Below are 24,456 nucleotides of genomic sequence, written 5' to 3'. Positions count from 1 at the left end.
ACCGCCCCTGCCCTCTCGCGTCGCACAGGAGTAGGGGGGCGCCACGCCCCCCTCAGAGATGGCCATCCTGAAGGCTCTACAAAGCCGAAACTCTTCGATCTTCAGTGGACGGGAAAAATGAGCTCTTTTCGCCCTCGCTGACTGACGTTTGTTCCAGCAGATGATCTGGGGAAGGCGAGAGGTCCATATTCAGGCAGAAAGGATCGGCTCTGTAGAAACCCTCTCCTCTTGTGTGGGGGAGACGTGTGTCACCCCCCTTCATGATAGGTCGAGGTCGGCAGCACTCTCTTTATGGTCATCTATTCTGCCTTCCTGCCCCTATCGTGGCCCCGGGGGTTCGGGGGGGCGCCACGCCCCCCGCCAGAGAGATGCATCAAGAGGATTTCTACAGAGCCAGAGGATCATCCCGCTCCTCTCCTCTCACGTCACTTTGGTTTTAGGCATCGCTCGACCCGTGTGCTGAGCCTCTCGATCTCGTCGGCATGTCTCCTGAAGTGATCCATCTCCCTCGCACGGGCGAGGCACTCCTGTGCGCGGGAGAGGTATGGCATCTTTGCCGGGATCACTGGCTTCTCCTCTGGAATTTGGTTCTCCTCTTCCTCTGGATCCTGTATTTCCTCCTTCAGTGCCCCGAAGGAAACATAGGTCTTGGCCATGGCAGTGTATTTTTCTTCAGTAGGTTTCCTCTCAGAAACCGGCTTTGACCCCTCCAGTTCTCCACATGAGATGCAGGCCCTGGCCAGGGCGAGGTACTTCCCCGCCGTCGGTCTCCCCTCCAGGCCTTTGGTGAGCAGGGTGATGCTCTCTTCAAGGCATCTTCTTTTGTCTCCTGGATCTGAATGAGACCTGGTGTATTCATAGAGCCCCAGGCACGATGCATGACAACCGGAATAACGGGGAGCGTTTTTCTCTTCGATCTTCTTTGCTTTGTTCAGATAAGACTTGGTCTCATCAGGGGCAATGCCACGGAGAAAAAATGAATATGCCAGGCCAAGATAGGAACAATATGTGATCTCCCGGCCCTTGATCTCATCTTCGAGATCTCCACTGAGATCAGTATGGAGATGGTTCTCAGCGAGAAGAATTGTCTCTCTAAATTTAATTTCTGCCAGGTCATAGTCCTGGTTTCTCAGATACGCCCATGCAAGCCGGGAGGTCAGTCCTGTCTTCAGGTCAGATGTGTACCCTCTGCATGAGTCCTCTGCAAGCTGGGTGGCGAGTTGAAATTTCTCGATCGCCTCGGGATACCTCTGCTTGATCGATAAGAGGCGCCCGAGCCAGTAATAGGTGCGTACGATCCCTTTCAGAAATACCTCGGCGTTGCTCTCCGCCTCAAGGATCTTGTAAATCCGGTGCCGGTAGATCTGGAGGGCGTTCTCCAGGTTTTTCTCGCCCTTCTCCAGGATGGTAGCATAATCGCGGGGATGAGAGGAGAGGACATATTGTACCGAGGCGATCCCGATGTACTCGGAGGCGCGTGGATCCTGGGGCCTGAGCGGGAGTGTCGTCTCCAGGAATTGGATCGCGAGGCGGTATCTCTTCTCCTGATAATGGAGGCGTGCAAGGTCATAGTGCTCCTGGAAGGTGAGCGGCTCTTCCCAGTACTGCTGCCATGTGGTGTGGAGTTCGCTCTTTTTGTTCCTGCTGTACGTGGCGATATCGGTGATCTCCTCCTTGTGGACCTTGCAACATAGGGCGTGGAGATCATTGAGATCGTCTCTAATTTTATCTTGGTCCTCTTTTTTCTCACACTTATTTTTTGGATCTTCACTTTTCAGATCTTTTACCATCTCGTCGATCTCGATCCATTCTTCCTCGCTCACCTCAGCGCAGAGTTCTCTTTCCATCTCTGTATCATTCGTACTGCCCCCGTCGATGATCTGAAGGCATCCACCGATCTTCTTCTCGATGACCTGAGGACATCCGTCTATCTTATCAGCGTCCGTGAGACACTCGGCGATCGCGAGGGCCAGGCAATATTTCATCCTCTGCGGGGCGATCTCGGTCGCCGTCCTGAACGCCCGAACCGCCTTCTCCTTCTGCTCCTCCATGAGATGGATCCGGCCGCAGGTGAAGTAGACCTCAGGGCAGGTCGGGTCGATGGAGATGGCATGGGAGATGAGGCACTCGGCCTCGCTGCGGTTAGTGTGGGCATAGGCATAGGCGAGAGAACTGAGGGACTCCTGCATCAGTCGGCATGCGGTCTCCTCTCTGGCAAGTTCGGAGACCGTGGTCGGCGAGGATGCAAGATGGGCCCGGTACCGCCTCCATCCTGCGAGGGTCGCCTCCCTGAGGTCGGAGACGCCCTGGTCGAGGTCGTCCTGATCCTTGCTCATTCGATATATCCTGAGATAGGTCTCGCCCCTCACCATGAAGACCTCTGAAACATCATTGCGGCGCTTTTTTTTCAGGACTCTCTCTGCCTGGTCGAGGTGTGCGATGATCTCCTGATACTTTGCGGCAGGATCCGGAGTCCTGTCCTGAAGGGGCGGACATTTTTGCGTGGCCGCTTTGCAGAACGTTCTTTCTGTATCAGTTATGATCTGGTGCCTGGCATTCACCGCCTTTGCATAGTAGGGTTCCCACTGTGAGTGATCGATCTCGGCTGCACGAGAAAACGCCTTCTCTGCGGCGTCATGTCGTTTCATCTCACTATAGACGACGCCGAGGTTGTACCAGGCGAATTTGTAGCCTTCATCATATCCGAGCGCCTTGAAAAATTTGTCCTCTGCCTCTTTGAGATAGAAAATCTGGTCTTTCGGTGACCTGAGGCCTTTGCGGTAATTCTCGAGTCCTTCGACAAATGCCTCTGTCGCTTCCCAGCGCTGGGTCTTGCCGCGTGTCATGCCGGTGAAGATCCGGCAGGCAAGTTCTCTGACCATATCATTGTCAGGGTGTTCTTCGGTCGGGGGCGCATGCGGGATCGTGCGCGTGACCTGCCAACTGAGGTTTTTTGGAGATGTCAGCACCGCGCTGAGTCTGACCGTCCTGTCCTCACGGTCGACCGAGAGGAGGAGGCGGGGGCCCTTCAGCACCCTGTTGGTCAGGGACAGCAGAAAGTTGGACGGGACCGAGACCGGACCGAGAGTGACGGCGGTCTCTGCAAGGGTCGCGCTGTTGAGGAGAGAGTCCAGACTCCCTGCCCTCAGAGACGCCGAGGTGATGTCGCATTTTTCTGCCATCGAGGTTTTTATGGGACGCTGTTCGTCGACATCGCTGTAAATCTGGTAGATCCGGTTGAGTTCCTCGATGAGGATCAGGTGGTAGTTGGGGGATCCCTTTTTCTCGTCCTTCTTCTCTTTTTTGTCGTTCTTTTTCTCTGCCCTCTGCACATCCTCGATGATCAGGGTGTTTCGCGCCCGGTTGAGCAGTCCGAGGATGAAGAGTACGATAGTGAGGATCAGGATCGGGGCGATGAGATCAAGGGTGAAGAGGGTGTTGAGACTCTGGAGGATATAGGAGACAAGACTTTTCAGTTCATCCCTGGAGAGGTCGTGCACCACCAGGTCGAGGAGGATGAAGACCCAGACGATCCCGGTGCTGATCACGAGATTTTTCAGGAGAATACACATCGTCCTGTTGACCCAGGACATGAACCGAGAGTAGGCTTTTTTGACCCTGATCTCTCCGGGAAGCAGGGATATTCTGATCTGCGTGCGCGTGGATCGGATCGTCCGGATGCACCTGCAGTCAGGCACCTCCAGCCAGAATATTCCCACGATGAAAAGGAGTGCGAGAGATATGAGAATTGGTGCCAGCATGGTCTCGGGGATCGTGCGAAGGAGAACGTGCAGGAGCGCGACGGTCTCCCAGACTATGACCCCAATTGCCAGGAGGATCACGAGTATCGTGAGTATCAAGATGATCCAGAACCGACCTGGAGAATCTATTCTGCACAGTCGAGAGTCCATCCCGCCCCACGTCCTCCCCCGGGCACCGGTGCTCACACCCGGTACACTATTCTATATGAACCTTCCCGGCCGACCCCATGCCGAAACCTCCATATCCAGGTCTGCCCAGATCCCCTTCCATGACAGAGCCTCGACCTTTCCTTGTCGGCGGGGAGCGGCGGACGAGCGAAGAGATCCTTGAGGTCAGATTCCCGTACGACCACGCCCTCGTCGGCACCGTCTGCCTCGCCGGCCAGGCCGACCTGGAGGACGCCGTCGGTGCGGCGGAACTGGGGTTTGAACGCACCAGGCGGCTCCCGACGCATGCACGGACCGGCGTGCTCACCCGCCTTGCCGCCCTCATCGAAGACTGGAGCGACGAGATCGCGGAGACGATCACCCTGGAGAGCGGGAAGACCGCGGTCCTTGCGAGGGCCGAGGTGGCGCGTGCCGTCGAGACCCTTCTCCTCTCGGCCGAGGAGGCGGGGCGGATCTACGGCGAGGTGATCCCCCTCGACCTCACCCAGGCCACGACCGGGCGGACCGGCTACCTCCGCCGTGTCCCTCTCGGCATCGTGCTTGCGGTCACGCCCTTCAACTTCCCTTTCAACCTTGCCTGTCACAAGATCGGGCCGGCCGTGGCCGCCGGCAACGCCGTGGTCCACAGGCCTTCCTCAAAGACCCCGCTCTCAGGGCTCGTCCTCGGCGACCTCCTCGTCGAGGCCGGGTATCCGGCAGAGGCCGTCTCGGTCGTCCCGTGCACCACCGACCTTGCCGAAAGGATGGTGCGGGACGACAGGATCGCCTTCCTCTCCTTCACCGGGAGCCCGGCGGTCGGGTGGCACCTCCGCGCGATCGCCGGGAGAACGCGGGTCGGCCTCGAACTCGGCGGGAACGCCGCGGTCGTCGTGGACGAGGACGCCGACCTCCCGTACGCCGCCGAGCGGATCGTGCAGGGCGGGTTTTCTGGCGCCGGCCAGGTCTGCATCTCGGTCCAGCGGGTCTTCATTCACCGTTCGGTCTTCCGGACATGCCTGGAGATGGTCCTGGAACGGACCGGGGCGCTCGTGAGCGGCGACCCGAGGGACGGGGGCGTCGACGTCGGGCCGATGATCTCTGAAGAGGCCGCGGCGGCGGCCGAAGAAAAGGTCGGGGAGGCGGTCGAGGACGGGGCGACCGTCCTTGCCGGGGGGACGCGGACCGGCACCCTCTTTGCCCCGACCGTCCTCACCGACACCCTCCCTGAGATGCGGGTGAATGCCACCGAGATGTTTGCGCCGGTGATCACCGTCACCCCCTTCGACGACTTCGACGAGGTGCTCGCGAGGGTGAACGACTCCCCCTTCGGGCTGCAGGCCGGGATCTTCACCACCCGGCTCGACCGCGCCTTTCACGCCTTCGACGAGTGCGAGGTCGGCGGCCTGATCGTCAACGACGTCCCGACCTTTCGGGCCGACGCCATGCCCTACGGCGGGGTGAAGGCCTCAGGCGTGGGCAGGGAAGGGCCGCGGTATGCGATCGAGGAGATGACCGAGCCGCGGCTGATGGTCCTGCACCGGCGGGGGTGATCACCGGGTCAGGCCGACGGGTGCGGGCCCTGCGCCAGGTCCTGCGCCCACCTGTACCGGCCGTCAGGGACCAGGATCTCAAACCGCGCCCCTTCCCCTTCTCTGCCTGTCTCCCTGATCTCGATCCCGGTGCTCGCGAGGATCTCCCTGGAGAGGTAGAGTCCGAACCCGGTGTTCTGTCCATGCCCACGCCTGAAGATCTTCTCTTTTTCGTCTGCCCTGATCCCGGTGCCGTCGTCCTCCCAGCAGATCCTCAGCCCTCGTTCGTTTTCCTGGCACGAGATCAGAACGTTCCCGGCCCCCTCGCCGTGGCGTTCGGTGTTGTCGAGGAGGTTGAAGAAGACTTTTTCAAAGAGGGGGTCGGCATAGATTTCGACGCCTTTCACCTCTGACCTGACTGCAAGGGTGCTGGGGCGCAATCCGGCCACTATTGTCTCCAGGGCACACCACTGCGGGGTATCGGCCCCGACCTCCTGGTAGGTGCGGGTGAACTCGACCTGCCTCCTGATGGCGGTCGCGGCCTGGCGGACCACCTTGAGGTGGTCGAGATATTCGTGGTCTCCGGGCCCTCCCTCCCCGGCGATCTCGAGGTGGGCGAGGAGGGCCGTGAGCTGGTTGAGGACGTCGTGGCGGGTGATCTCCTCCATCATGGTGAGTTTCTTGGTGTACCTGGCCAGCGATTCAGAGAACCGTCTGAGTTCGGCGGCGTGGTACTCGAGTTCTTTTTGGAGGGCCATCTGTTCGGTGAGGTCGGTCAGGACGAGGAGTGCGGCGTCCTCGTCCAGGTAGGTGACCGGCGCCGCCCTGACCATGACAGGGATCCGCGCCTCGCCAGGGGTCTTGAGCCAGACTTCTCCAGGCCCGGTCTCTTTTCCGGCACAGGCATCTGCGATCACGATCCTGAGGCGTTCTCTGGACTCTTCGACGGTCAGGGAGAGGACGGAGATGCCTTCGAGACCGCCGCCCGGTGCCGCCGCAGGCGCGGGGTCGGCACGGGTCACGACAGACCTGGGAGGCCCCCGGACGTCAGAGGCGATCTCCTGTGCGGCCTGGTTTGCATAGAGGATCTTCCCCTGGGGGTCGAGGACCATGGTCCAGGCAGGCAGGACATCGAGGAAGAAGGTGGCGCGGGACTGGGGGTAGGAGGAGGGGTACCTCTTTTTCCGATGTATGAGGGCCTGGACCTTTTTCAAGAAGGTATGCCGGTCCTCTTCGATGCAGTCCCTGCAGATGCAGAGGTCGGCGCCGTGGGCGAGTGCATGGATGACGCTCTCGTCTTCCTCCCCTGTGAGATAGATGAAAGGCGTCGGGTCGCCGATCTCCCTGAGGTGCGTGAGAAGGGAGATCCCGTCGTTCTCTCCGGTAGAGCGGGCCGAGATGATCGCGTCGAAGGGACGGTCGTGCAGTACCTGGAGGGCGTTGCCTGCCGAGGGGGTGGTGGTGACCGAGAACGCCCCTCCGTCTTCCAGGCATTCCCTGACCTCGTCGGAGGGAGGGGCGTTATTATGGACATAAAGTATGGATGTCATCAGATCTCCTGAATTATGGGTTTAGGTAGGATGATAGATGATGGTGACAGAAGAGAGCTTAAATATTTTCATCATATTTAATAATTATATGTAAATCATTTGTGGAGGGTTTAATCTTTAGGGGTCATGATCGCTCTGGTGGGGCCGCGGCCTGGGATTGCCAGGTATTTATGATCAGAGGTGCGACCTCTGGGCATGAGTTGTCCATTCTGCGATCCCCTGGCCGACGAGGTCGTCGCCCGCAACGACCTTGCCTATGCACGTCCCGACCGCTACCCGGTCAGCCCCGGCCACCTCCTCATCGTCCCGTTCAGGCATGTCCCCACCTATTTCGAGGCGACCGCCGGGGAACAGGCGGCCCTCCTCGATCTCGTCGCCAGGTGCCGCCCGCTCATCGAGGAGGCCTATCACCCTGACGGGTATAATCTCGGGATCAATGTCGGCGCCGCTGCCGGGCAGACGGTGCCGCACCTCCATCTCCATCTCATCCCCCGCTATGTCGGGGATGTCCCTGACCCGAGGGGCGGGGTGCGGGGCGTGGTCCCGGAAAAAAAGACGTACCCATGACCTGGGCATGCGGGGGGTCTCTCGCAGACCTCCTGACGGATGATTTAGGGGCGGGAAGGCAGAACCGATGAGGGGGAGAGATGATGATGATGAAGAGATCTCTGCGTTTTCATCGCGCATCCCTGCATTTGTCACCTTCCCCCACGCCCATGCTGGGGGGAGTGCCGCCCGGACTCTCGACATGGTGATAGGGCCGAGAATGCAGAGCGACGATCGCGACGAGAGGGTGCGATCCCCCGCCACTCTTCATCCGTGGGGGGAGGAGGAGGAGAGAGTTGAGAATTTCGGTTCTGTAGAAATCCTCTTGATGAATCTCTCTGGCGGGGGGCGTGGCCGCCCCCCGAACCCCCCGCCACATGATAGGTCGAGGACGGCAGCACTCTCTTTATGGTCATCTATTCCGCCTTCCTGCCCCTATGTGGTCCCGGGGGTCCGGGGGCACTCGCCCCCGGCGAGAAGATGGGGGAAGGCGGAGAATAGGTACAGATTTCTACAAAGCCAAAAAAAGGGGCTCAGGAGATCGAGACACTCCAGTTCCCATTCGAGATGACATTCAGGTAATATGGCCCTTTCTCCTCGATGGCCACCGGCACGGACCCATTATAAGATCCCATGTGTCCGTGGAGCGGTTGGAGATAGGTGTTCGTCTGGTCGAAGACCGGGTGCCCGGTCTTGTTGTACAGCCAGACCGCAAAGACCGAGTCGCCGTCATTGGTGAGGTCGCACGTGACCTCGCCGATCGGGAGGTCGACCCACCCGGCGGTGTCGTCGCCTGAACCGTTGAGCGTGAACGGGAGCGGCGCCCCTGCCCCGGCCTGTGCGGTCAGGAGTTCGACATTCACGACCCACGCATCCTCGGCGGTGACATTCATGACATAGGTCCCGTTCTCATAGATCCCAAAGACCTGTGATCCCGAATACGGACTCTCGCCGCGGGCGATGAGGCCATAGGTGTCAGGGTTCTGGATCCCGACCTCGAAGGCCCCCGACCCGCTGGAGTTCATCACAAAACGGTACAGCCCGGGATCCAACTGCATCGTCTCGGAGGCGTTGCCGCTCTGGGCATAGCGCGTCCCTGGCAGGGGTTCGTCGCCCTCGTCGCCGTTCTGCATGCACCCGCAACAGAGAAGGGCGACGCAGAGGAGGAGAGTTACACTCATCCATCGTTTCATGATTTCCGGTACGGCGCCGACATATATTACTCTGTAGGTGGCTTCAGGAGGTGCGAGGCCCCCCCGACTCCTCTCTGAGACCAGGAAGATGCCGGTGCACCTCGTCGGCCACCGCCCTGAAGGGCATGCCGAGGGTAAGAGCGATCTCCTTCATGTCCTCGAACTCCGGCTTGATAGCCACCACCCGCCCGCATGAGCGTGAGGTCTTCACCCGCACCTGGAAGGTCCGCCCGCCCACCTCGACCTCCACCGCCTCTCGCGACCTCTCGGCGACAAGCCGCGGTTCCTCGCGCACCCTCACCCCGAGCGTCCCGGTCTCGTCCATCAAGATCCTGATCAGGTCCTGGTAGCGGGCATGATCGGTGATCACCGAGAGCACCTGCACCGGCCGGTGCTTCTTCCCGATCGCCGGGGTGATATAGACGTCCACCGCCCCGGCCGCAAAGAGGCGTTCGAAGGTGTAGCCGACCGTCTCCCCGGTGATGTCGTCGAGGTTGGTCTCCAGGACCACGATCCGCTCGTCCACCAGATCGCCGATCTCCCCTTCGACGACCCGCAGGAGGTTGTGCCGCCCGTTCTGTTCACGGGTGCCCGCCCCATACCCGATGCGGGCGGGGACCATCGCCGGGAACCAGTCCGCGACGACCGCCAGGTTGGCAAGGAGGGCGGCGCCGGTCGGGGTGGTGAGTTCCATGCCGAGCGCACACTCAGAGATCGGGAGGCGGTGCCTGGCACAGATCTCGAGCGCTGCCGGGGCCGGGCCGCCGACCTCGCCCTCGCCGGTCGGGATTGTCCCGCCGCCAAGCGCCGGGGGCGTGGCGTAGACCGGACACCCCCACAGCCCGGCCTCCTCCATCAGGAGGAGCGGGCCCAGGATATCGAAGATCGTGTCGGCCGAGGCGACGGCATGGCGGGAAAACCCCGAAGGGTGGAGCCGCCGCTCGGCCTCGACCAGGTCTTTCAGCACGCCCCTGGCCGTCGCCGCCGCACCTGGGGAGAGCCCGACCCTCTCGATCACCTCCTCCATCGCCGCCACCAGGTCGCCGTCAGACCCGGCCTGCCTCTCAGGGAGCATGACCCTGAGTTTCTTTGCCCTGATCCCGTGCGCGGTCTCGGTGACCGCCACGTCGAAGGCCGCACATCCGGGCAGGGTGGCGACCGCCTCTGCAAGAGAGGTGAGGGGTTCAGTCAGCCCGGTGAGGTCGACGAGGGCGGCGACGAGCATGTCGCCCGCGATCCCCCCGACCCTCGGGTCGATGAGCAGCGCTCTCATGCGGCAGGCGGGAAGGGCTCGTTGATCTTTGCATAGACCCGCTGTGCAAGTTTTGCCACGTCGAGGGCCTTCTCGTCGGCGCCAGGAATGGCACGGGTGAGGAAAGCGCCGTCTTCGGCCCCTTTCGCGGCCTCCTCCGCCTCCATCCCGATGAGCCCGGCGACCGCCGCGGGGACGGTGATGTTGATGATCGTGTGCCCGATGTACTGGAGTTCCTGGGTCAGGATGGACCCGCAGAAGAGGGCGACCGGCCAGTCAGGATCATCGCGGTTCTTCCCCTCAAGGGCGAAGGCGGGCACCTCCTTCCCGCTGAGGTTCTCGACATGATACTTCTTCCCGTCGATGGAGACGTCGTACGAGGCATTGGAGTCAAAACCCCAGTAGCGTGCGGTGAACTTGTCGGTCCGGCGGCCGTGAGCCTTGATCGAGGTGAACTTCAGCGCCACCTCCCTGCCGGTGAAGCCCGAGAGGATCGCCGAACCCCGGCGTTCGACATAGGCGAGTCTCTCCTCGTCAAGGATCCGCGTGGCGTCGGCGACGGTCTGCCCGGCCTTGATGATGTCGTAGGTGTGAGCGGCCCGCCGGTAGATGGCGCGGTCCCGCACCCCTTCTGAGGCGAGGATGCAGGCCCTGGTGACCTTGCCGCGGCTCACCTGCTCGGCCTTTCTGGCGATGGTGTTGAGACTGCAGAGGGCCAGTTCGGGATCGATGAAGGCCTCCATCTTGTAGTCGCGGACCGCTTCCGAGACCGCGAAGACGTCGCCCTGGTGCCGCATCAGGAGTCTGAGGGCCGGGACGCAGTCGCCTGCAAGGTGGCCGAGAGGCGGGTTGACCGGGCCGCCCGAGAACCCGGCCCCGATGGACGACGACTCCTCGAAACAGGCGAAGATCTCGGAGAGCGCCATCGACCCGATGACCGAGGGCCCGCCGATGTCTTTGAGGATCAGCCCGAAGTCGCCGAGCACCTTGGCGGTGTCGTACTCCTCGTGCGTCCCCCTGATATGGAGTTTTTCTGGCATCCCGGCGGCGTCCCGTGCGCCCTTGCCGGCGAGGTACGACGAGTCGACGCGCCCGAACTTCCCGAACTCTTCGCCCAGGATGGCGTCAGGGTGGACGATCTCCATCGTCACCGCCGCCCCGATGAGGGCCGGCCAGAGGGCGAGGGGCGTGATCCCGGCGCCGGCCATGCTCTCCATCATCGCTTCGGTCCCGACCTTTGCGGCGTTGTAGGCAAGTTCGGGGATGTTGTAATCTTCGCCAAGGGCCGAGTGGCCGTAGATGGTCCCGCCTGAGATGAAGGGCGGGAGGATGGATCCGTCGACCCTGGTCAGTTTCTTCTCTGCCAGGGCTTCGTAGATGGCCATATAGGCCGGGAACGCCTGGATCCGGTGGGTGGACTTGCCGGTGACGAGGGCGATCGCACTCGTCCGTGCGGCCCCGGCATGGATCCGTGCGATGGCCCCGAGTTTCCGGTTGCCGAGCGGGACGCCCGACCTGGCGCACGAGCCAGAGAAGTAGGCGAGCGCCGCCACGATGAGGGCGGCGTTTGCAGGTTCGGCCCCGGCGTTCTTTGCCTCCCGCACCGCTTTCTCGACGACCATGTCGAGGGGCAGTTCGCCGGCGGCGGCGTCCACCACGGTCATGCGCCCCATCAGGCTCATCTCGGGCCCGGCGACTGAGCAGAAGAGGTCTTCGGCGATCGAGTTGGCCGCCGCATAGACCGGGATGACCAGGGAGCCGTGCCCTTTTGTGGCGGCCTCAAGTTTGTCGTTGGTCATCGAGTCCGGCTCGAAGGTCGAGGCCATCGTCGCGGCGAAGATGACTTTGTCTTTTTCATGCGTGTCTGTCATGTCGTCTCTCTCCTTTCTTCGATATGGGGAGATCGTCCTCCTCCCACATATATCTTGAGACTTTTATGAAACGATGGGATTGACCGGATTTCTCGTTCTCCTGACGAGAATGGGCAGGACCATCGATGGCGACAGGGGGGGAGAGTTCTGGGGCGGGCGGATGAGGGGCGGGAGCGGGGGGAGTGTGCGCGCCCTGGAGAACGGCGTCGTGAAGTGATCGAACGGGTGCCTCGGGCATACGGATGGAAGATCATCGTGGAGGGCGAAGGGGACGCGGCTTCCCCTGTACAGAGGTCCAGAGGCTCTCTAAAAATGGCCGTGGAGAGATCCTCCGGATGGGTCCTCTCTGGCGGGGGGCACCCTCTGGCGCGAGGATGTGGGAAGGTACGTGATCAGAAGACTGCGCTTGAGAGATCTATGGCGTTTTCTTCGGCGCGGGATGATCAGGTCTCTGTCGTCTTCGCGGCTCCCCCACGGCGAGGCCTCGTGCAGACCCGATTGTGCCAGGCGAAGACCGGCAGTGAATTCTCTGGGGCCGACAGAGTAGGATACGATGTTCTATCGAGAGATCCCGTCATCTGGAGAACCCCTCCCCGCCCTCGGCATGGGGTGCATGCGCCTGCCAGAGACCCCTGACGGCAAGGTGGACGAACCCGCAGCCGTCGCCCTGATCAGGGCGGCGATCGGCGGGGGGGCCACCTATATCGACACCGCCTGGCCCTACCACGACGGCGAGAGCGAGAGGATCGTCGGGCGCGCCCTTCAGGACGGCTACCGGGAGCGGGCCTTCCTCGCGACCAAACTCCCTTCATGGAAGGTGGAGAGCCGCGAGGACATGGACCGCTACCTCGACGCCCAACTCCGCCGCCTCGGCACCGACCACCTCGACGCCTACCTGGTCCACGCCCTCACCCGCCGGCGGTGGAACAAACTCTGGGACCTTGAGGTCGACACCTTTCTTGAGGAAGCAAAGGCCGACGGGAGGATCAGGTACGCCGGGTTTTCGTTCCACGACGACCTCTCGACCTTCAAGCGGATCGTCGACGAATACGCCTGGGACCTCTGCCAGGTCCAGTACAACTACCTGGACGAACACTATCAGGCCGGGACCGAGGGGATCAGGTACGCCGCGGAGAAGGGGCTTGCCGTCGTCGTGATGGAACCCCTGCGCGGCGGCCTCCTTGCCCGCCGGCCCCCGGCAGACGTGGACGAGATCTTTGCCGACGCCTCGGTGCGCCTGAGCCCTGCCGAATGGGGACTTCGATGGGTCCTCGACCATCCCGAGGTGACGACCGTCCTCTCAGGAATGGGGACGCCCGAAGACCTCGACGAGAACCTCGGGGTTGCGGGGACCACCCGGCCGGGAGCGCTCTCGCCAGAGGAGCACACGGTCGTCGAGGACGTGCGCGAGGTCTACCGGGCGCGGCTCGCGGTCCCGTGCACCGGGTGCCGTTACTGCATGCCCTGCCCGTGCGGCGTAAACATCCCTGAGTGTTTTGCCCAGGTGAACAATGCCGGGCTCTACGACGACCCCGCGTATGCACAATTCTTCTACCGCTCCCTCCTCGGCGAGGGGGGTCTGGCCTCGTGGTGCACCGAGTGCGGGATGTGCCTCTCCCTCTGCCCGCAGGGGATCGAGATCCCGACGGTGCTCAAGGAGGCCGTCGCTCTCTTTGAGGACGGGACAGACCTGTAAGATTTCGGTTTTGTAGAACACACCGCGGTGTGTTTCATGGCACCCCCTCGTCTCTTGTGTGGGGGAGACGTGTGTCACCCCCCTTCCCCCCTCTTTGGCCGGGGGCGGCACACTCCCCGAGAGCATCGCTAATGTCGAGTCAAGAACGAAAAGTCGTCACCACGATGCAATAAAACGAGATCTCTCTCTCCTCGCGTGAAAAGAACGTAGGTCTCGCCCCTGTCCTCTTCATGTTCTCGCCCCTGCCTTCCCGTCCCTCTCTTCATCCCAGGGGGAGACCCCCCGGACCCCCCTACGACGAAGATGGCCGAGGGGCGACATTCCCCCTTCATGGGTATTGACGGCGCCTTCCCGACCCTATCGCCATCCCCGGGGGGTCCGGGGGCAGCGCCCCCGGCGCGAGGGCGCGGGAAGGCACGTCAATCAACTGTGCCGCCCCCACAGAAAAACGAAGACATTGTTGTCACTCTCTCGTGCCAGGGGGAGACCCCCCGGACCCCACGATGGAGATAGGAGGGGGGCGGCGAGGACGCGGCGATCCCGCCTCCTGCCCACTCGTGAAGAGTGTGATCCGCGGCATCCAGGTCGGACATGTGAGTGATGACACGACACCTGGAGGATTTCTACAGAGAGCATATCCCAAAACTCTCTTGGGCTGTCCATCTCCTCGAACCGAAGCGCTTCCTTCCAGAAATTCTGGACCCTATCCTCCACCGGGGGGCTGGCCGCCCCCCGAACCCCCCGCCGATGAAGAGTGGCGGGGGATCGCATCCCGCCTTCACGATCATCGCTTTGCCTTCCCGACCCAATCGCAATCCTGGGGGTCCGGGGGCAGCGCCCCCGGCGCAGTGGGGTGGGAAGGCATGAATGCATAGGTGCGCAACGAAGAGGGGAGGATATTTCCGCCACATCCATCGCGATCTTCTGAGAGGGCGGGGGCTTGAGAGTTTTGGGATGACCTCAGAGCCAATATTTCTCCCAATTTTCTCCCATCATAGGTACCGGGCCGAGGAATGAGGGGACCGGATCATATCGACAGGAGTATATATTGCAAAGATAATCTCTCTGTCGGCGGTCTCCTCTGACACCTGTGGATCGCAAGGTGGCCTGGAGGCTGCGGTTCGAAAAGATCTTATTTCGGAATAGACTTGACGAATAATATTACCTGTCGTATTCGCGATCAAATCGTGCGGGCCGCGCTGAAGCGGCCCCCGATCTCTTCCTTCTCTCTCTTGAGATGTTCTACAGGGGCTCTGTAGAAACCCATATCATTCTTTCAGAGCAGTCTTCCGGCCTCGATCGCACCGGGGGGTGCACCCCTGACCCCTGCCACACGATTGAGTCGAGGACGGCAATGGTGCGTTCATGTTTGTCGAAGTGTGCCTTCCCCGCCGAATCCTCCTTTCTGTGGTCAGGGGGCTTGGCCGCCCCAGGCGTGGTCGTGGGGAGAGGCGATGAATGCATGGATGCGGATGAAAACGCAGAGATCTCTTCATTCTCATCTCTCGCTCTCATCGATGAGGAGAAGGGCGGGAGAGTTCTGGGATGACCGCCATGAAAATGATCCTGACGATGATCTCTCCGGGTTTTTTTGAGAATTTAGCCCTGTAGAACCCCTCTGGACCTCTCTCTGTGGCGGGGGGCTGGCTGCCCCCCGACCCCCCGCGCCACGATAGGTCGTGGACAGCAATCTCTCTTCAGGGAGTTTGGATATGCTTCCCAGTTCAATCGTCATCCCGGGAGTCCGGGGGTGCTGGCGTGGAGGTGTGGGAAGGCGCGATGATCAGGTGTGCCGCCCCAGATCGTAGAATCTTTCCTGTACTCTCGCGGCAGGTGGGTGGTGTTCCCCCTGTGGCGTCCTGCGCGAAATGGGAGCACAGGCCCACACCCCCTGGAGGTCCACGATCATGTTCATCCCGTATGCGTGAACCAGGGGTTCATGCCTGATTCTCCAGGGGCTCTTCAGGTCCGTCTGGATACCTGCCAGGCCGCAACGCCTTTATCACGAGAGGACGCGAGAGCCCGATCACCATGAAAGTCGTGGCGTTCAATGGGAGTCCGCGTAAAGACGGGAACACCGCCCGCCTCCTCCGCGAGGTGCTGCTGGAACTGGAGACGGAGGGCGTCGAGACCGAACTCGTGCATATCGGCGGGAAGCCCGTCCATGGCTGCACCGCCTGCATGAAATGTTTCGAGAAGAAGGACGGGCGGTGCGTCATCGAGACCGACATCGTCAACGAGTGCATCGCGAAGATGGCCGCGGCCGACGGGATCCTCATCGGCTCGCCCACCTTCTTCGCCGACGTCTCCGCTGAGACGAAGGCCCTCCTCGACCGCGCCGGATTTGTCGCGATCGCAAACGACGGCATGTTCGCCCGCAAGCCCGGGGCGGCCGTCGTCGCCGTCCGCCGTGCTGGTGGGATCCATGCCTACGACACCATCAACCACCTCTTCGGGATCTCCCAGATGGTCACGGTCGGGTCCTCGTACTGGAACATCGGCATCGGTCTCGCCCCCGGCGAGGTGGAAGAGGACGCCGAGGGGCTGGAGACGATGCGGGTCCTGGGCCAGAACATGGCCTGGCTCCTGAAAAAGATCAGGGGATGATGCCCTTGTCTGGAGGGCGAGCGGGGTGCTCCTGCCAGAATGCCAATTAAAGAGTGTGGCGGCGGCATCTACAGGACCCCGAACCAGACTGTGTACGAGATGAGGACCATCGCGACGAAGACGACGACCCCTCCTTTGTACAGACACCCCGGGCAGATCTGGAGGCGGCATCCCATGCATTCCGGGCAGAAACCCCGCCCGCAGATCCGGCACCGCCCGGTGATGATGTTTCCTGGGTGGCGGTCGCACCTCTCCATGCCGTCCCCTCTCTATGGTCCCAGATAAATCTGCCTGACGCCTATGGGAGAGATGATTCTCATGACCTGGACACACTTTGCCGTCGAGCGCCTCGTCTTCCACCCTGACCCCGCGCCCGACGCCCCGCCCGTGTGGCTCCTCGTCCGCGGGGGGGAGGTCTTCTGCGACGAAAACGGGTCGCCTCTCCTCTTGTCCCTGCCCGACGGTCTCGACCCCTCGGGGGCCATCCTGCTCGGCGCCCTCGACGGCACTCCCCTCTACGCTCTCGGAACCGATACTGCCCCTGTCGGGCTCACCCCGCACCGGCTGCGCCGCCTCTTCGGGCGGGTGGACGAGGAGACGCTTGCCATTGCGGGCCGGGGCGTGCACCTCGTCCACTTCGACGAGACGACGCGGTTCTGCGGACGGTGCGGCGAACCCACTGTCTGGAAGGAGGGCGAGGTGGCGAAGGTCTGCCCCGCGTGCGGGGAGAGCGTCTACCCCACGCTCGCCCCGGCGGTGATCGTCCTGGTGCGGCGCGGGCGCGAGGTCCTCTTCGTGCGCTCGCCCCGGTTCCCGCCTGGGCGCTACTCCCTCATCGCCGGGTTCGTCGAGCCCGGCGAGACCCTCGAACACGCCGCCGCCCGCGAGGTCGCCGAGGAGACCGGGGTCTCGATCAAAAACCTCAGGTACGCCGGGAGCCAGCCCTGGCCCTTCCCCCACTCCCTGATGGCCGGGTTCTTCGCCGAGTACGCCGGCGGCGAGGTGCGCCCGGACGGCGTGGAGGTCGAGGAGGCCGGATGGTTCCCGCCCGACGCCCTGCCCGACCTTCCCGGTCGCCTGAGCATCGCCTGGACACTTATCCAGCGCCACCTTGCTGAGGGGCGGCCTCATGGAGATTGACCTGTGCTCCCCCTTCTTCTGAGAGAATATCTGTAGTTCGGCTCTGTAGAATCGGGCATGAGCCCTGGGCTCAAGCATACGGGATGAAAATTTCTCGTCACTTGCTCTCTCTCTTTTCAAGACAGGAGAACTGGTGGAGACTTCGTTCCATCGCCGCCCCCGCCTATCTTCGGTCTGTGGGGGGTCCGGGGGGTTTCCCCCCGGCGCAAGATGGCAGGGAAATCTCGTCGATGGGGGCGGCCGATCCATGAGAAGAATTTTCTATCCTCTGTGTATTGGCTTCAACGTGATATGACGAGTTCAAACTCCCATGCAAACTTGAAGAGAGGATCTTCTGGATCATTTTCATGGTAAACCCTCCAGATGTCTCTCTCTGGCGGGGGCTCGCCGCCCCCCAAACTCCCCGCCCGAAGATACGCGGTGGATGGCAGTGCGCTCTTCATGGTCATTGATTGTGCCGCCCTGACCCCCAGGATGACGATGGGGACGGGAAGACACAATCGATGAACATAACGAGGGGTTTTGACCTATCGTGTCGCCGCGGCCACCTCTCTGTTCCTCCTCGCCTGACGATGGAGGAAGGCAGGTGAGCCGCGTTCACGCCAGGAAGTGGTGACGATCTCTCAGCCGTCATCCATCGCTCTCTTGCGACGGTAGGGCAGGAGAGTTCGGGCTGACCTCGTCTCCTCGTCTTTCCCCTGTGGTCTCCATGATGAGGGCGCTCCTCTCTCATTCGGTCTCCATATTCCAGTTTCTTTCGTTGTTTTTCTCTCTTCACCTAACGAAGAAATTGTTCCAGGCCAGAGCAGACCCTGACAGTATGCCGATGAAAATAGTATTATCTTCTACGCCGATCTGATGTAGAGAAGAGCTTCCGACTCTTATTTTATGGTGCACCACAATGACCGATTCAGTTGTTGACAGTATCCTTGCGGCCCGTTACCTCCGCAAGGGTGAAAAAACCTTTGAAGATATCTGCAGGAGAGTCTCCTCCGCGCTCGGCAAGGACGACGCCGAACGCGAAGAATTTTTTGAAGCCATGCGCTCCCTCTCCTTTCTCCCGAACTCTCCCACGTTGATGAACGCCGGCACCGAGATCGGCCAACTTTCGGCCTGTTTCACTCTCCCGGTCGGCGACTCCATCCCCGAGATCTTCCATGCCCTCGAATGGGGGGCGCTCATCCACAAGAGCGGCGGGGGCACCGGCTACAACTTCTCCCAACTCCGCCCCGAAGGCGCCCCGGTCCAGTCCACCGACGGCGTGGCCTCAGGCCCGATCTCGTTCATGAAAGTCTTCAACGCCGCCACCGACGTCATCAAACAGGGCGGGCGGCGGCGGGGTGCGAACATGGGCATCCTCAATGTCTGGCACCCCGACATCATGCGGTTCATCCATGCCAAGAAGGTCGAGGGCGACCTCTCGAACTTCAACATCTCGGTGATGGTCAATGACCGGTTCATGGAGTTCGTGGAGTCAGGGCAGTTCAACAAAGTCTGGATCACCCACCCCTACTCTGGCGAAGAGATCACGGTCGGCGAGATCTGGAACGGGATCATCGATGGTATCTGGAAAAACGGCGAGCCCGGCGTGCTCTTCTACGACGAGATCAACCGGAAGAACCCGGCTCCCCACCTCGGCCCTATCGAGACCACGAACCCCTGCGTCACCGCCGACACCTGGGTGATGACCACCGAAGGCCCGCGCCAGGTCGCCGACCTCATCGGGCGCCGGTTCGACGCCGTGGTCTGCGGCACCCCCGCCTCCTCGGGGCCAGAAGGGTTCTTCCAGACCGGGACCAGGGCGGTGCTCCGCCTCTGCACCCGCGAGGGATATCACCTCAGCCTCACCCCCGACCACCCGGTCTGCCGGGTTGCGTCCCTGACCCGCTCCAGGACCGAGACCGAGTGGGTGCGGGCCGGCGACCTCTCCCCCGGCGACCGCCTCCTCCTCCACGACCACCGGGCGTGTGCCGCGTGGGACGGCGCCCTCACCGAGGAGCAGGGCTACCTCCTCGGAATGCTCGTCGGCGACGGCACGCTCAAGAAAGACGCCGCCGTCCTCTCGGTCTGGTCGGCGAACGCCGGCGCCGGGTCGGTGATGGCCCATGCCGAGACCTGTGCCAGGACGCTCGACCACCGCGCCGACTTCTCGGGATGGTTCCCGGTGGACGGAAGGGACGAGTCCAGGCTCAAACTCTCGGCCGTCCGCGACCTTGCCGAGGCGATGGGGATGGCCCCAGGCGCCAAGGGGATCACCCCGGCGATCGAGCAGGCCTCCTCGGCCGGCTACCGCGGGTTCCTTGCCGGACTCTTCGACGCCGACGGCTCGGTGCAGGGCACGCCTGCAAAGGGCGTCAGTGTCAGGCTCTCCCAGAGCGACCGCTCGCTCCTTCTCGCCGCCCAGCGGATGCTCCTCCGCATGGGTGTGAGGAGCACGATCTACCGGCGCCGTGCCGCAGGCCACCGCCGTCTCCCTGACGGCAAGGGCGGCCTGAAGACGTACGCCGTGAAGAGCCAGTACGACCTGGCCGTCAGCGGCGAGAACCTCCTCACCTTCAGGGAGCGCGTCGGGTTCAGGGACGAAGAGAAGGCCGCCAGACTCGACGCCCTCCTTGCGAAATATTCCCGGAACCTGAAGAGAGAACGGTATGTCGCGACCGTCGCCTCGGTCGCCGCCGACGGGACCGAAGCGGTCTACGACGTCCAGGTGCCGGGCGTGAACGCCTTCGACGCCAACGGGTTTGTGGCCCACAACTGCGGCGAACAGCCACTCCTCCCCTTCGAGTCCTGTGTGTTGGGCTCGATCAACCTGGCAAAGTTCGTGAAGGACGGGGCGGTCGACGAGGCCGGGCTGAAAAAGATGACCAGGATGGCCGTGCGGTTCCTGGACGCCGTCATCGACGAGAACGTCTTCCCGATCCCGCAGATCGGCGAGGCGACCAGGAAGACGAGAAAGATCGGGCTCGGGCTGATGGGGGTCCACGACGCCCTGCTGATGCTCGGCATGCCCTACGACTCTGACGAGGGCCGGGGGGTCTGCGAAGAGGTGATGGCCCTCGTGAACGAGACGGCGATCGAGGAGTCGCACGTCCTCGCCGGCGAGAAGGGCACCTTCCCGGCGTTCGAGGGGAGTGTCTGGGGCGACTCTGAGATGCGCAACGCCGCCCTCACCACCATCGCCCCGACCGGGACCATCTCCCTCCTGGCCGGGTGTTCGAGCGGGGTCGAACCGGTCTTCTCCTATGCCTACACCCGCAAGAACACTGTCGGCAAGACCTTCATGATCCTCCACCCGATCTTCGAGGCCGAACTCCGCCGGGTCGTCGGCGGGATGGGCCTCCCGCCCGAGGAGGAGGAGGCGAAGGTGAAGGAGGCGATCGAGCACGTCCACGAGACCGGCACCATCCGCGACGTCGCCTGGCTCCCGGCCTCGTTCAGGCACCTCTTCAGGACGGCGCTCGACATCGACTGGCGCGACCATGTGCGGATGCAGGCGGTCTTCCAGAAGCATGTCCACGCCTCCATCTCCAAGACGATCAACATGCCCAACGCCGCCACCCGCGAGGAGATCGCCGAGGCGGTCATGATGGCATGGAAGAGCGGGATCAAGGGGATGACCATCTACCGGACGGGAAGCCGCGAGGACGTGGTCCTTGCCCTCAAGGAGAAGAAACCGGCGGCCGAGAAGGAAGTGAAGGTAGTGACCCAGCGTCCGAAAGAACTCGCGGGCAAGACTTATCTTGGCCAGTCTGGGTGTTGCCGGTTGTACATCACGGTCAATCTCATGGACGGCAAACCCTGGGAGGTCTTCATCAGGACGGTGGGGAGCGGCGGGTGCGAGGCGAACTCCAACGCCCTTGGCCGGTCCATCTCGACCGGGCTCCAGAACGGGGTGCCGTACCAGAAGTTTGTCAAACAGTTCGCGAAGGTCAACTGCATCGCCGCCCTCAAGAACCCGGAGGCCGAGGGGCTTTCGTGTGCGGACGTCGTCGGCAAGTGCATCGACCTTGCGGCGTCCAGGCAGACGATCGCCACCCTCGACAACTGGACGATTACCGAGGTCGGCGGCGCCGGGACGAAGAAGAAGAATCTCTGTCCTGAGTGCGGGGCAGAACTCGATTTCGGCGAGGGGTGCAACCAGGGTACCTGCAAGAACTGCGGGTGGAGCGGGTGCAACTAATTTTTTTTGCTGTGTAGAATTTTGCATGAGGCGAGAGGGCGCCTCACGCATATGGGATGACCATTTCTCGTCGCTTGATCGCTCTTTTTCAAGACAGCAAAACTGGTGGAGACCTTAATCCATCGCCGTCCCCGCCCCTCCTCATCGTGGGGGGTCCGGGGGTCTCCCCCGGCGCGAGACGGCAGAAAATTTTCTCCGAACTGGGGGCGGCACGCCTGATCCTCACGCCTTCCCCCCATCCATTCGCCGGGGGCGAGTGCCGCCCGGACCCCCGGGATGGCGAGAGGGTCGGGTCGGGAAGGCGGAGATCGGTCCGTGATGACGAAGTGCCGCCCCCCCTTCACCGATACTCCATGAAACACCCCTCAAGATACTCCTCGTCGAGGACCGTGCTGAGGTCGCAGCACTCGCTCAGGTGCGCCGACCACCCTGACTGGAACTGGACGTTCTCGACATGTTTTCCGAGGTCTTTGACGGCGTTCACCACCGAGACGAAGTCCCCGTCCCCGCTCACCAGGACGGCGGTGTCGTAGACGTCGGTGTAGGCGAACCTGAGCATGTCGACGGCAAGGAAGACGTCGACGCCCTTCTCGATCTTGAACCCGTTCCTCTGGACCATGCGGCCGAGTTTGATCTCAATGTAGGGCGTGGACCTGAGCGAGTCGAAGAAGCGCTGCTGGGCCTTGTAGGCTTCTTCGTTGTCCTCGCGGTCGAGGGGTGCGTTGTAATAATAGGTGCGGACCAGTTTTCTCCTGTCGCACAACTTCTGCCCGAGATAATGGAAATTGATGGCCGTCCTGCCGAGGTTATGGCGCAGCCCGTGATAAAAATTGCTGCCGTCGATGAATATACATACTTTTTCCATATTGAAATTGCATTATAGATCATTAATGATAATAATGTGCCCCCTCTCTCCCTCTCTCTCGACCGCCGCCCTCAGCACCTCCTCGGCGGCGGGTGAGTATGCCACCAGGAAGACCTCGGGGGCGTCGTCGGGGTGCGCCGCAAGAAAGGCCCGCACCGTCTGCACCGCGATCTGGGCCGCCCGTTCTGCCGGGAACCCGTAGGCCCCGGTCGAGATCGCGGGGAAGGCGATCGTCCGTGCCCCGAGGCGCACTGCCTCCTCAAGGGAGCGGCGGTAGCACGAGGCGAGGAGGTCGTCCTCGCCCCGCTCCCCGCCCCGCCAGACCGGGCCGACGGTGTGGACCACCCACTTTGCCGGGAGACAGTGGCCCCCGGTCACCTTCGCCTCGCCGGTCCGACACCCCCCGAGCGCCCGGCACTCCTCGTCGAGTCCTGGCCCGGCGGCCCGGTGGATCGCGCCGTCCACCCCGCCGCCGCCGAGGAGACTGGTGTTCGCGGCGTTCACGATCACGTCGACCTCGAGGGTCGTGATGTCGGTTCTGAGGACGGTGATCCGTTCGCCGGTCATCAGTTTTACGCACCGTCGTACTGCTCGATCAACCCCGTCGCCCGCCGGACGTCCTCGCCCTGCGTCTTCGCCTCGGCGAGATAGCCATTGAAGACCTCGTCGGTGACCACGTGCAGGAGGGGCTTGTACATGTCGGCATGCATCGAGAGGTCGAAGTAGCGGGCCTCGGCCTCGGTGAGATGGAGGGCGTGGTACTCCCCGGTGTGCGGGAGATAGACCGGGTTCTCGTCGTGCGGCGTGCGCAGGACGAGGTCGGCGAGCGGGGTGCGGGGGATGGGTTCGGCGACCGAGATGAAGACGTCGTCGAGCATCTCCTCCTCGATGAACGCCTTCGTCGCCTCGTAGTCCTCGATGGTCTCGGTCGGATACCCGACGATGAAGCACCCGGCGACCTTGAGCCCGTGCTGGCGTGACCACTCGACCGCTTCGTGCATCTGCTTGACACTCACCCCCTTGCCCATCTGTTTGAGCACGGAATCGCTCCCTGACTCGAACCCGAAGAAGAGCCAGCCGATGGTGTACTTCCTGATCGCCTCCAGCACCTCGTCGGTGAGGGCGTCCACCCTGATGTCAGGGGCCGAGACGTTCTTTGGCCCGAACTCCTCGGCAAGGACTTCGAGGAGGGCGATGACGGCGTCGTTGTTGATCGTCTCCCCGTCGTAGCCGTACAGCGACCCGGTCCCGCCCGAGACCGAGATCCGGCGGGCGCCCATCTCCTTGAACGCCCGCACTTCGGCCCGCACCTCGTCGAGGTCGCGGCTCCTGATCTCGCGCCCGAAGAACCGCGGGACCTGGCAGAAGGTGCAGGCCCCGGTGCACCCGCGGTGGGTCTCGATATACACGTTCGCCCCCCGCACCGACTGCTGTCCGATGGTCGGCGGGATGAGGGGGAGCGAGCGGTGCTGCACCGGCGCCGGGGGTGCCGGCGGGGTCAGCACCGGGGTGCCGTCGGCGTCGAGGTAGGCGATCCCTGGCAGGTCTGGGCCGACCCCGTCTTCGAGGAGGCGCGGCACCGTCTCCTCCCCTTCGCCCACGACCACGGCGTCGGGGGCGAGTTCGCCGAGCACGTACTCAGGGTAGGCCGAGACCGGGCCGCCGACATAGCAGGGCTTCCCCGCCTCTCGCACCGAGGCGACGAACTCCTTCACGCGAGGGTCCATGAGATGTTGCGTCGAGTACAGGCTGAGGAGCACCGCCCCGGCGTCGCCGGCGGCGAGGGCGGTCGAGAGCCGGACCTCGTGTCCGGCGTCCCGCACCACTCCGCCGATGAGCATGGCGCCATAGGTGGCGATCTCAGGGGAGATGACCACGGTTTTCATTGTCTGATCTATCGGTTGCCACACTCTTGAAAGATGCGATATGCCGGTGGAGCCGGTGGAGAATTTTCGGGGGGTGGGGGGGATGCGGGGGTTCTCTTCGTCGTCGGTTTTGTGATCGCCTGACGACCGGGACCGCAGGCCGTTTCTCGTGAAGATTGGTCGGTGGCGGCATCCCCGCGATCAAACCCAGACGACCCCCGCCAGATCCGATCTTCAGCGGTTCCCGACCCATC

General features: G+C 62.6%; 15 protein-coding genes. 6 read left to right on the top strand and 9 right to left on the bottom strand.

Annotated elements, in window-relative coordinates:
- Positions 1-425: 425 nt before the first annotated feature.
- A complete protein-coding gene (locus J2129_RS08185; protein ID WP_209630401.1) occupies positions 426-3,593 on the bottom strand; it encodes a tetratricopeptide repeat protein in 3,168 nt (1,055 codons plus the stop codon).
- Positions 3,594-4,030: 437 nt separating this feature from the next.
- On the opposite strand from J2129_RS08185, the gene J2129_RS08180 reads away from it, so the two are divergent.
- Positions 4,031-5,458, top strand: a complete 1,428-nt coding sequence (locus tag J2129_RS08180) for an aldehyde dehydrogenase family protein (RefSeq protein ID WP_209630400.1) — start codon at positions 4,031-4,033, stop codon at positions 5,456-5,458.
- 8 nt (positions 5,459-5,466) lie between these two features.
- Here J2129_RS08180 and J2129_RS08175 read toward each other — a convergent pair whose 3' ends face one another.
- The gene (locus J2129_RS08175; protein WP_209630399.1) at positions 5,467-6,987 is read right to left on the bottom strand and encodes an ATP-binding protein; all 1,521 of its coding nucleotides are present in this window, start codon (positions 6,985-6,987) and stop codon (positions 5,467-5,469) included.
- Positions 6,988-7,182: 195 nt separating this feature from the next.
- Between J2129_RS08175 and J2129_RS08170 the strand changes: the two genes are divergently transcribed.
- Positions 7,183-7,554: an HIT family protein gene (locus J2129_RS08170; protein ID WP_209630398.1), complete on the top strand. Its 372-nt coding sequence runs from the start codon at positions 7,183-7,185 to the stop codon at positions 7,552-7,554.
- A gap of 512 nt (positions 7,555-8,066) precedes the next feature.
- Here J2129_RS08170 and J2129_RS08165 read toward each other — a convergent pair.
- Genes J2129_RS08165 through J2129_RS08155 form a run of 3 tightly spaced genes read right to left on the bottom strand, consistent with a single transcriptional unit; the run spans position 8,067 to position 11,849 of the window.
- Positions 8,067-8,726 carry a hypothetical protein gene (locus tag J2129_RS08165; protein ID WP_209630397.1) on the bottom strand — a complete coding sequence of 220 codons (660 nt, stop codon included), beginning with the start codon at positions 8,724-8,726 and terminating at the stop codon, positions 8,067-8,069.
- 43 nt (positions 8,727-8,769) lie between these two features.
- Positions 8,770-9,999, bottom strand: coding sequence for a nickel pincer cofactor biosynthesis protein LarC (larC, locus tag J2129_RS08160; protein ID WP_209630396.1), 1,230 nt, complete (start codon positions 9,997-9,999; stop codon positions 8,770-8,772).
- Positions 9,996-11,849, bottom strand: a complete 1,854-nt coding sequence (locus J2129_RS08155) for a hypothetical protein (protein ID WP_209630395.1) — start codon at positions 11,847-11,849, stop codon at positions 9,996-9,998. The genes larC and J2129_RS08155 overlap by 4 nt, the downstream gene beginning before the upstream one ends.
- A gap of 553 nt (positions 11,850-12,402) precedes the next feature.
- Here J2129_RS08155 and J2129_RS08150 point away from each other — a divergent pair.
- Both J2129_RS08150 and J2129_RS08145 read left to right on the top strand, forming a co-directional pair.
- A complete protein-coding gene (locus J2129_RS08150) occupies positions 12,403-13,545 on the top strand; it encodes an aldo/keto reductase (protein ID WP_209630394.1) in 1,143 nt (380 codons plus the stop codon).
- A 2,031-nt stretch (positions 13,546-15,576) separates the two neighbouring features.
- Positions 15,577-16,152, top strand: a complete 576-nt coding sequence (locus J2129_RS08145) for a flavodoxin family protein (protein ID WP_209630393.1) — start codon at positions 15,577-15,579, stop codon at positions 16,150-16,152.
- Positions 16,153-16,220: 68 nt separating this feature from the next.
- On the opposite strand, the gene J2129_RS08140 is transcribed toward J2129_RS08145, so the two are convergent.
- Positions 16,221-16,409 carry a hypothetical protein gene (locus tag J2129_RS08140; protein ID WP_209630392.1) on the bottom strand — a complete coding sequence of 63 codons (189 nt, stop codon included), beginning with the start codon at positions 16,407-16,409 and terminating at the stop codon, positions 16,221-16,223.
- A 61-nt stretch (positions 16,410-16,470) separates the two neighbouring features.
- On the opposite strand from J2129_RS08140, the gene nudC reads away from it, so the two are divergent.
- Together nudC and J2129_RS08130 are read left to right on the top strand one after the other, a co-directional pair.
- Positions 16,471-17,292 (top strand): NAD(+) diphosphatase, encoded by an 822-nt coding sequence (gene nudC / locus J2129_RS08135; protein ID WP_245320692.1) that lies wholly within the window; start codon positions 16,471-16,473, stop codon positions 17,290-17,292.
- Between the two features lie 901 nt (positions 17,293-18,193).
- A complete protein-coding gene (locus J2129_RS08130) occupies positions 18,194-21,472 on the top strand; it encodes an LAGLIDADG family homing endonuclease (protein WP_209630391.1) in 3,279 nt (1,092 codons plus the stop codon).
- Positions 21,473-21,812: 340 nt separating this feature from the next.
- Here the strand turns inward: J2129_RS08130 and J2129_RS08125 are convergent, their stop codons facing one another.
- Genes J2129_RS08125 through J2129_RS08115 form a run of 3 tightly spaced genes read right to left on the bottom strand, consistent with a single transcriptional unit; the run spans position 21,813 to position 24,223 of the window.
- Complete coding sequence (locus tag J2129_RS08125; protein ID WP_209630390.1) at positions 21,813-22,337, bottom strand: NYN domain-containing protein; 525 nt, start codon at positions 22,335-22,337, stop codon at positions 21,813-21,815.
- Positions 22,338-22,349: 12 nt separating this feature from the next.
- Positions 22,350-22,904 (bottom strand): O-acetyl-ADP-ribose deacetylase, encoded by a 555-nt coding sequence (locus J2129_RS08120; protein ID WP_209630389.1) that lies wholly within the window; start codon positions 22,902-22,904, stop codon positions 22,350-22,352.
- Between the two features lie 5 nt (positions 22,905-22,909).
- A complete protein-coding gene (locus J2129_RS08115) occupies positions 22,910-24,223 on the bottom strand; it encodes a methyl-coenzyme M reductase glutamine C-methyltransferase (RefSeq protein ID WP_209630388.1) in 1,314 nt (437 codons plus the stop codon).
- Positions 24,224-24,456: the final 233 nt, after the last annotated feature.

It is taken from the genome of Methanofollis sp. W23 (assembly GCF_017875325.1).
Lineage (GTDB): Archaea > Halobacteriota > Methanomicrobia > Methanomicrobiales > Methanofollaceae > Methanofollis.
Note: the sequence above shows the minus strand (reverse complement) of the source record. Positions and strands in the feature narration are given on the sequence as shown.

Bases quoted from the DNA above. Each gene is read 5' to 3' on its own strand.
- J2129_RS08140 (WP_209630392.1), bottom strand. From the start codon at position 16,409: ATGGAGAGGTGCGACCGCCACCCAGGAAACATCATCACCGGGCGGTGC.
- J2129_RS08175 (WP_209630399.1), bottom strand. From the start codon at position 6,987: ATGACATCCATACTTTATGTCCATAATAACGCCCCTCCCTCCGACGAG.
- J2129_RS08125 (WP_209630390.1), bottom strand. From the start codon at position 22,337: ATGGAAAAAGTATGTATATTCATCGACGGCAGCAATTTTTATCACGGG.
- J2129_RS08150 (WP_209630394.1), top strand. From the start codon at position 12,403: ATGTTCTATCGAGAGATCCCGTCATCTGGAGAACCCCTCCCCGCCCTC.
- J2129_RS08145 (WP_209630393.1), top strand. From the start codon at position 15,577: ATGAAAGTCGTGGCGTTCAATGGGAGTCCGCGTAAAGACGGGAACACC.
- J2129_RS08165 (WP_209630397.1), bottom strand. From the start codon at position 8,726: ATGAAACGATGGATGAGTGTAACTCTCCTCCTCTGCGTCGCCCTTCTC.
- J2129_RS08180 (WP_209630400.1), top strand. From the start codon at position 4,031: ATGACAGAGCCTCGACCTTTCCTTGTCGGCGGGGAGCGGCGGACGAGC.
- J2129_RS08120 (WP_209630389.1), bottom strand. From the start codon at position 22,904: ATGACCGGCGAACGGATCACCGTCCTCAGAACCGACATCACGACCCTC.
- J2129_RS08130 (WP_209630391.1), top strand. From the start codon at position 18,194: ATGACCGATTCAGTTGTTGACAGTATCCTTGCGGCCCGTTACCTCCGC.
- J2129_RS08115 (WP_209630388.1), bottom strand. From the start codon at position 24,223: ATGAAAACCGTGGTCATCTCCCCTGAGATCGCCACCTATGGCGCCATG.
- J2129_RS08155 (WP_209630395.1), bottom strand. From the start codon at position 11,849: ATGACAGACACGCATGAAAAAGACAAAGTCATCTTCGCCGCGACGATG.
- nudC (WP_245320692.1), top strand. From the start codon at position 16,471: ATGACCTGGACACACTTTGCCGTCGAGCGCCTCGTCTTCCACCCTGAC.
- larC (WP_209630396.1), bottom strand. From the start codon at position 9,999: ATGAGAGCGCTGCTCATCGACCCGAGGGTCGGGGGGATCGCGGGCGAC.
- J2129_RS08185 (WP_209630401.1), bottom strand. From the start codon at position 3,593: ATGTCCTGGGTCAACAGGACGATGTGTATTCTCCTGAAAAATCTCGTG.
- J2129_RS08170 (WP_209630398.1), top strand. From the start codon at position 7,183: ATGAGTTGTCCATTCTGCGATCCCCTGGCCGACGAGGTCGTCGCCCGC.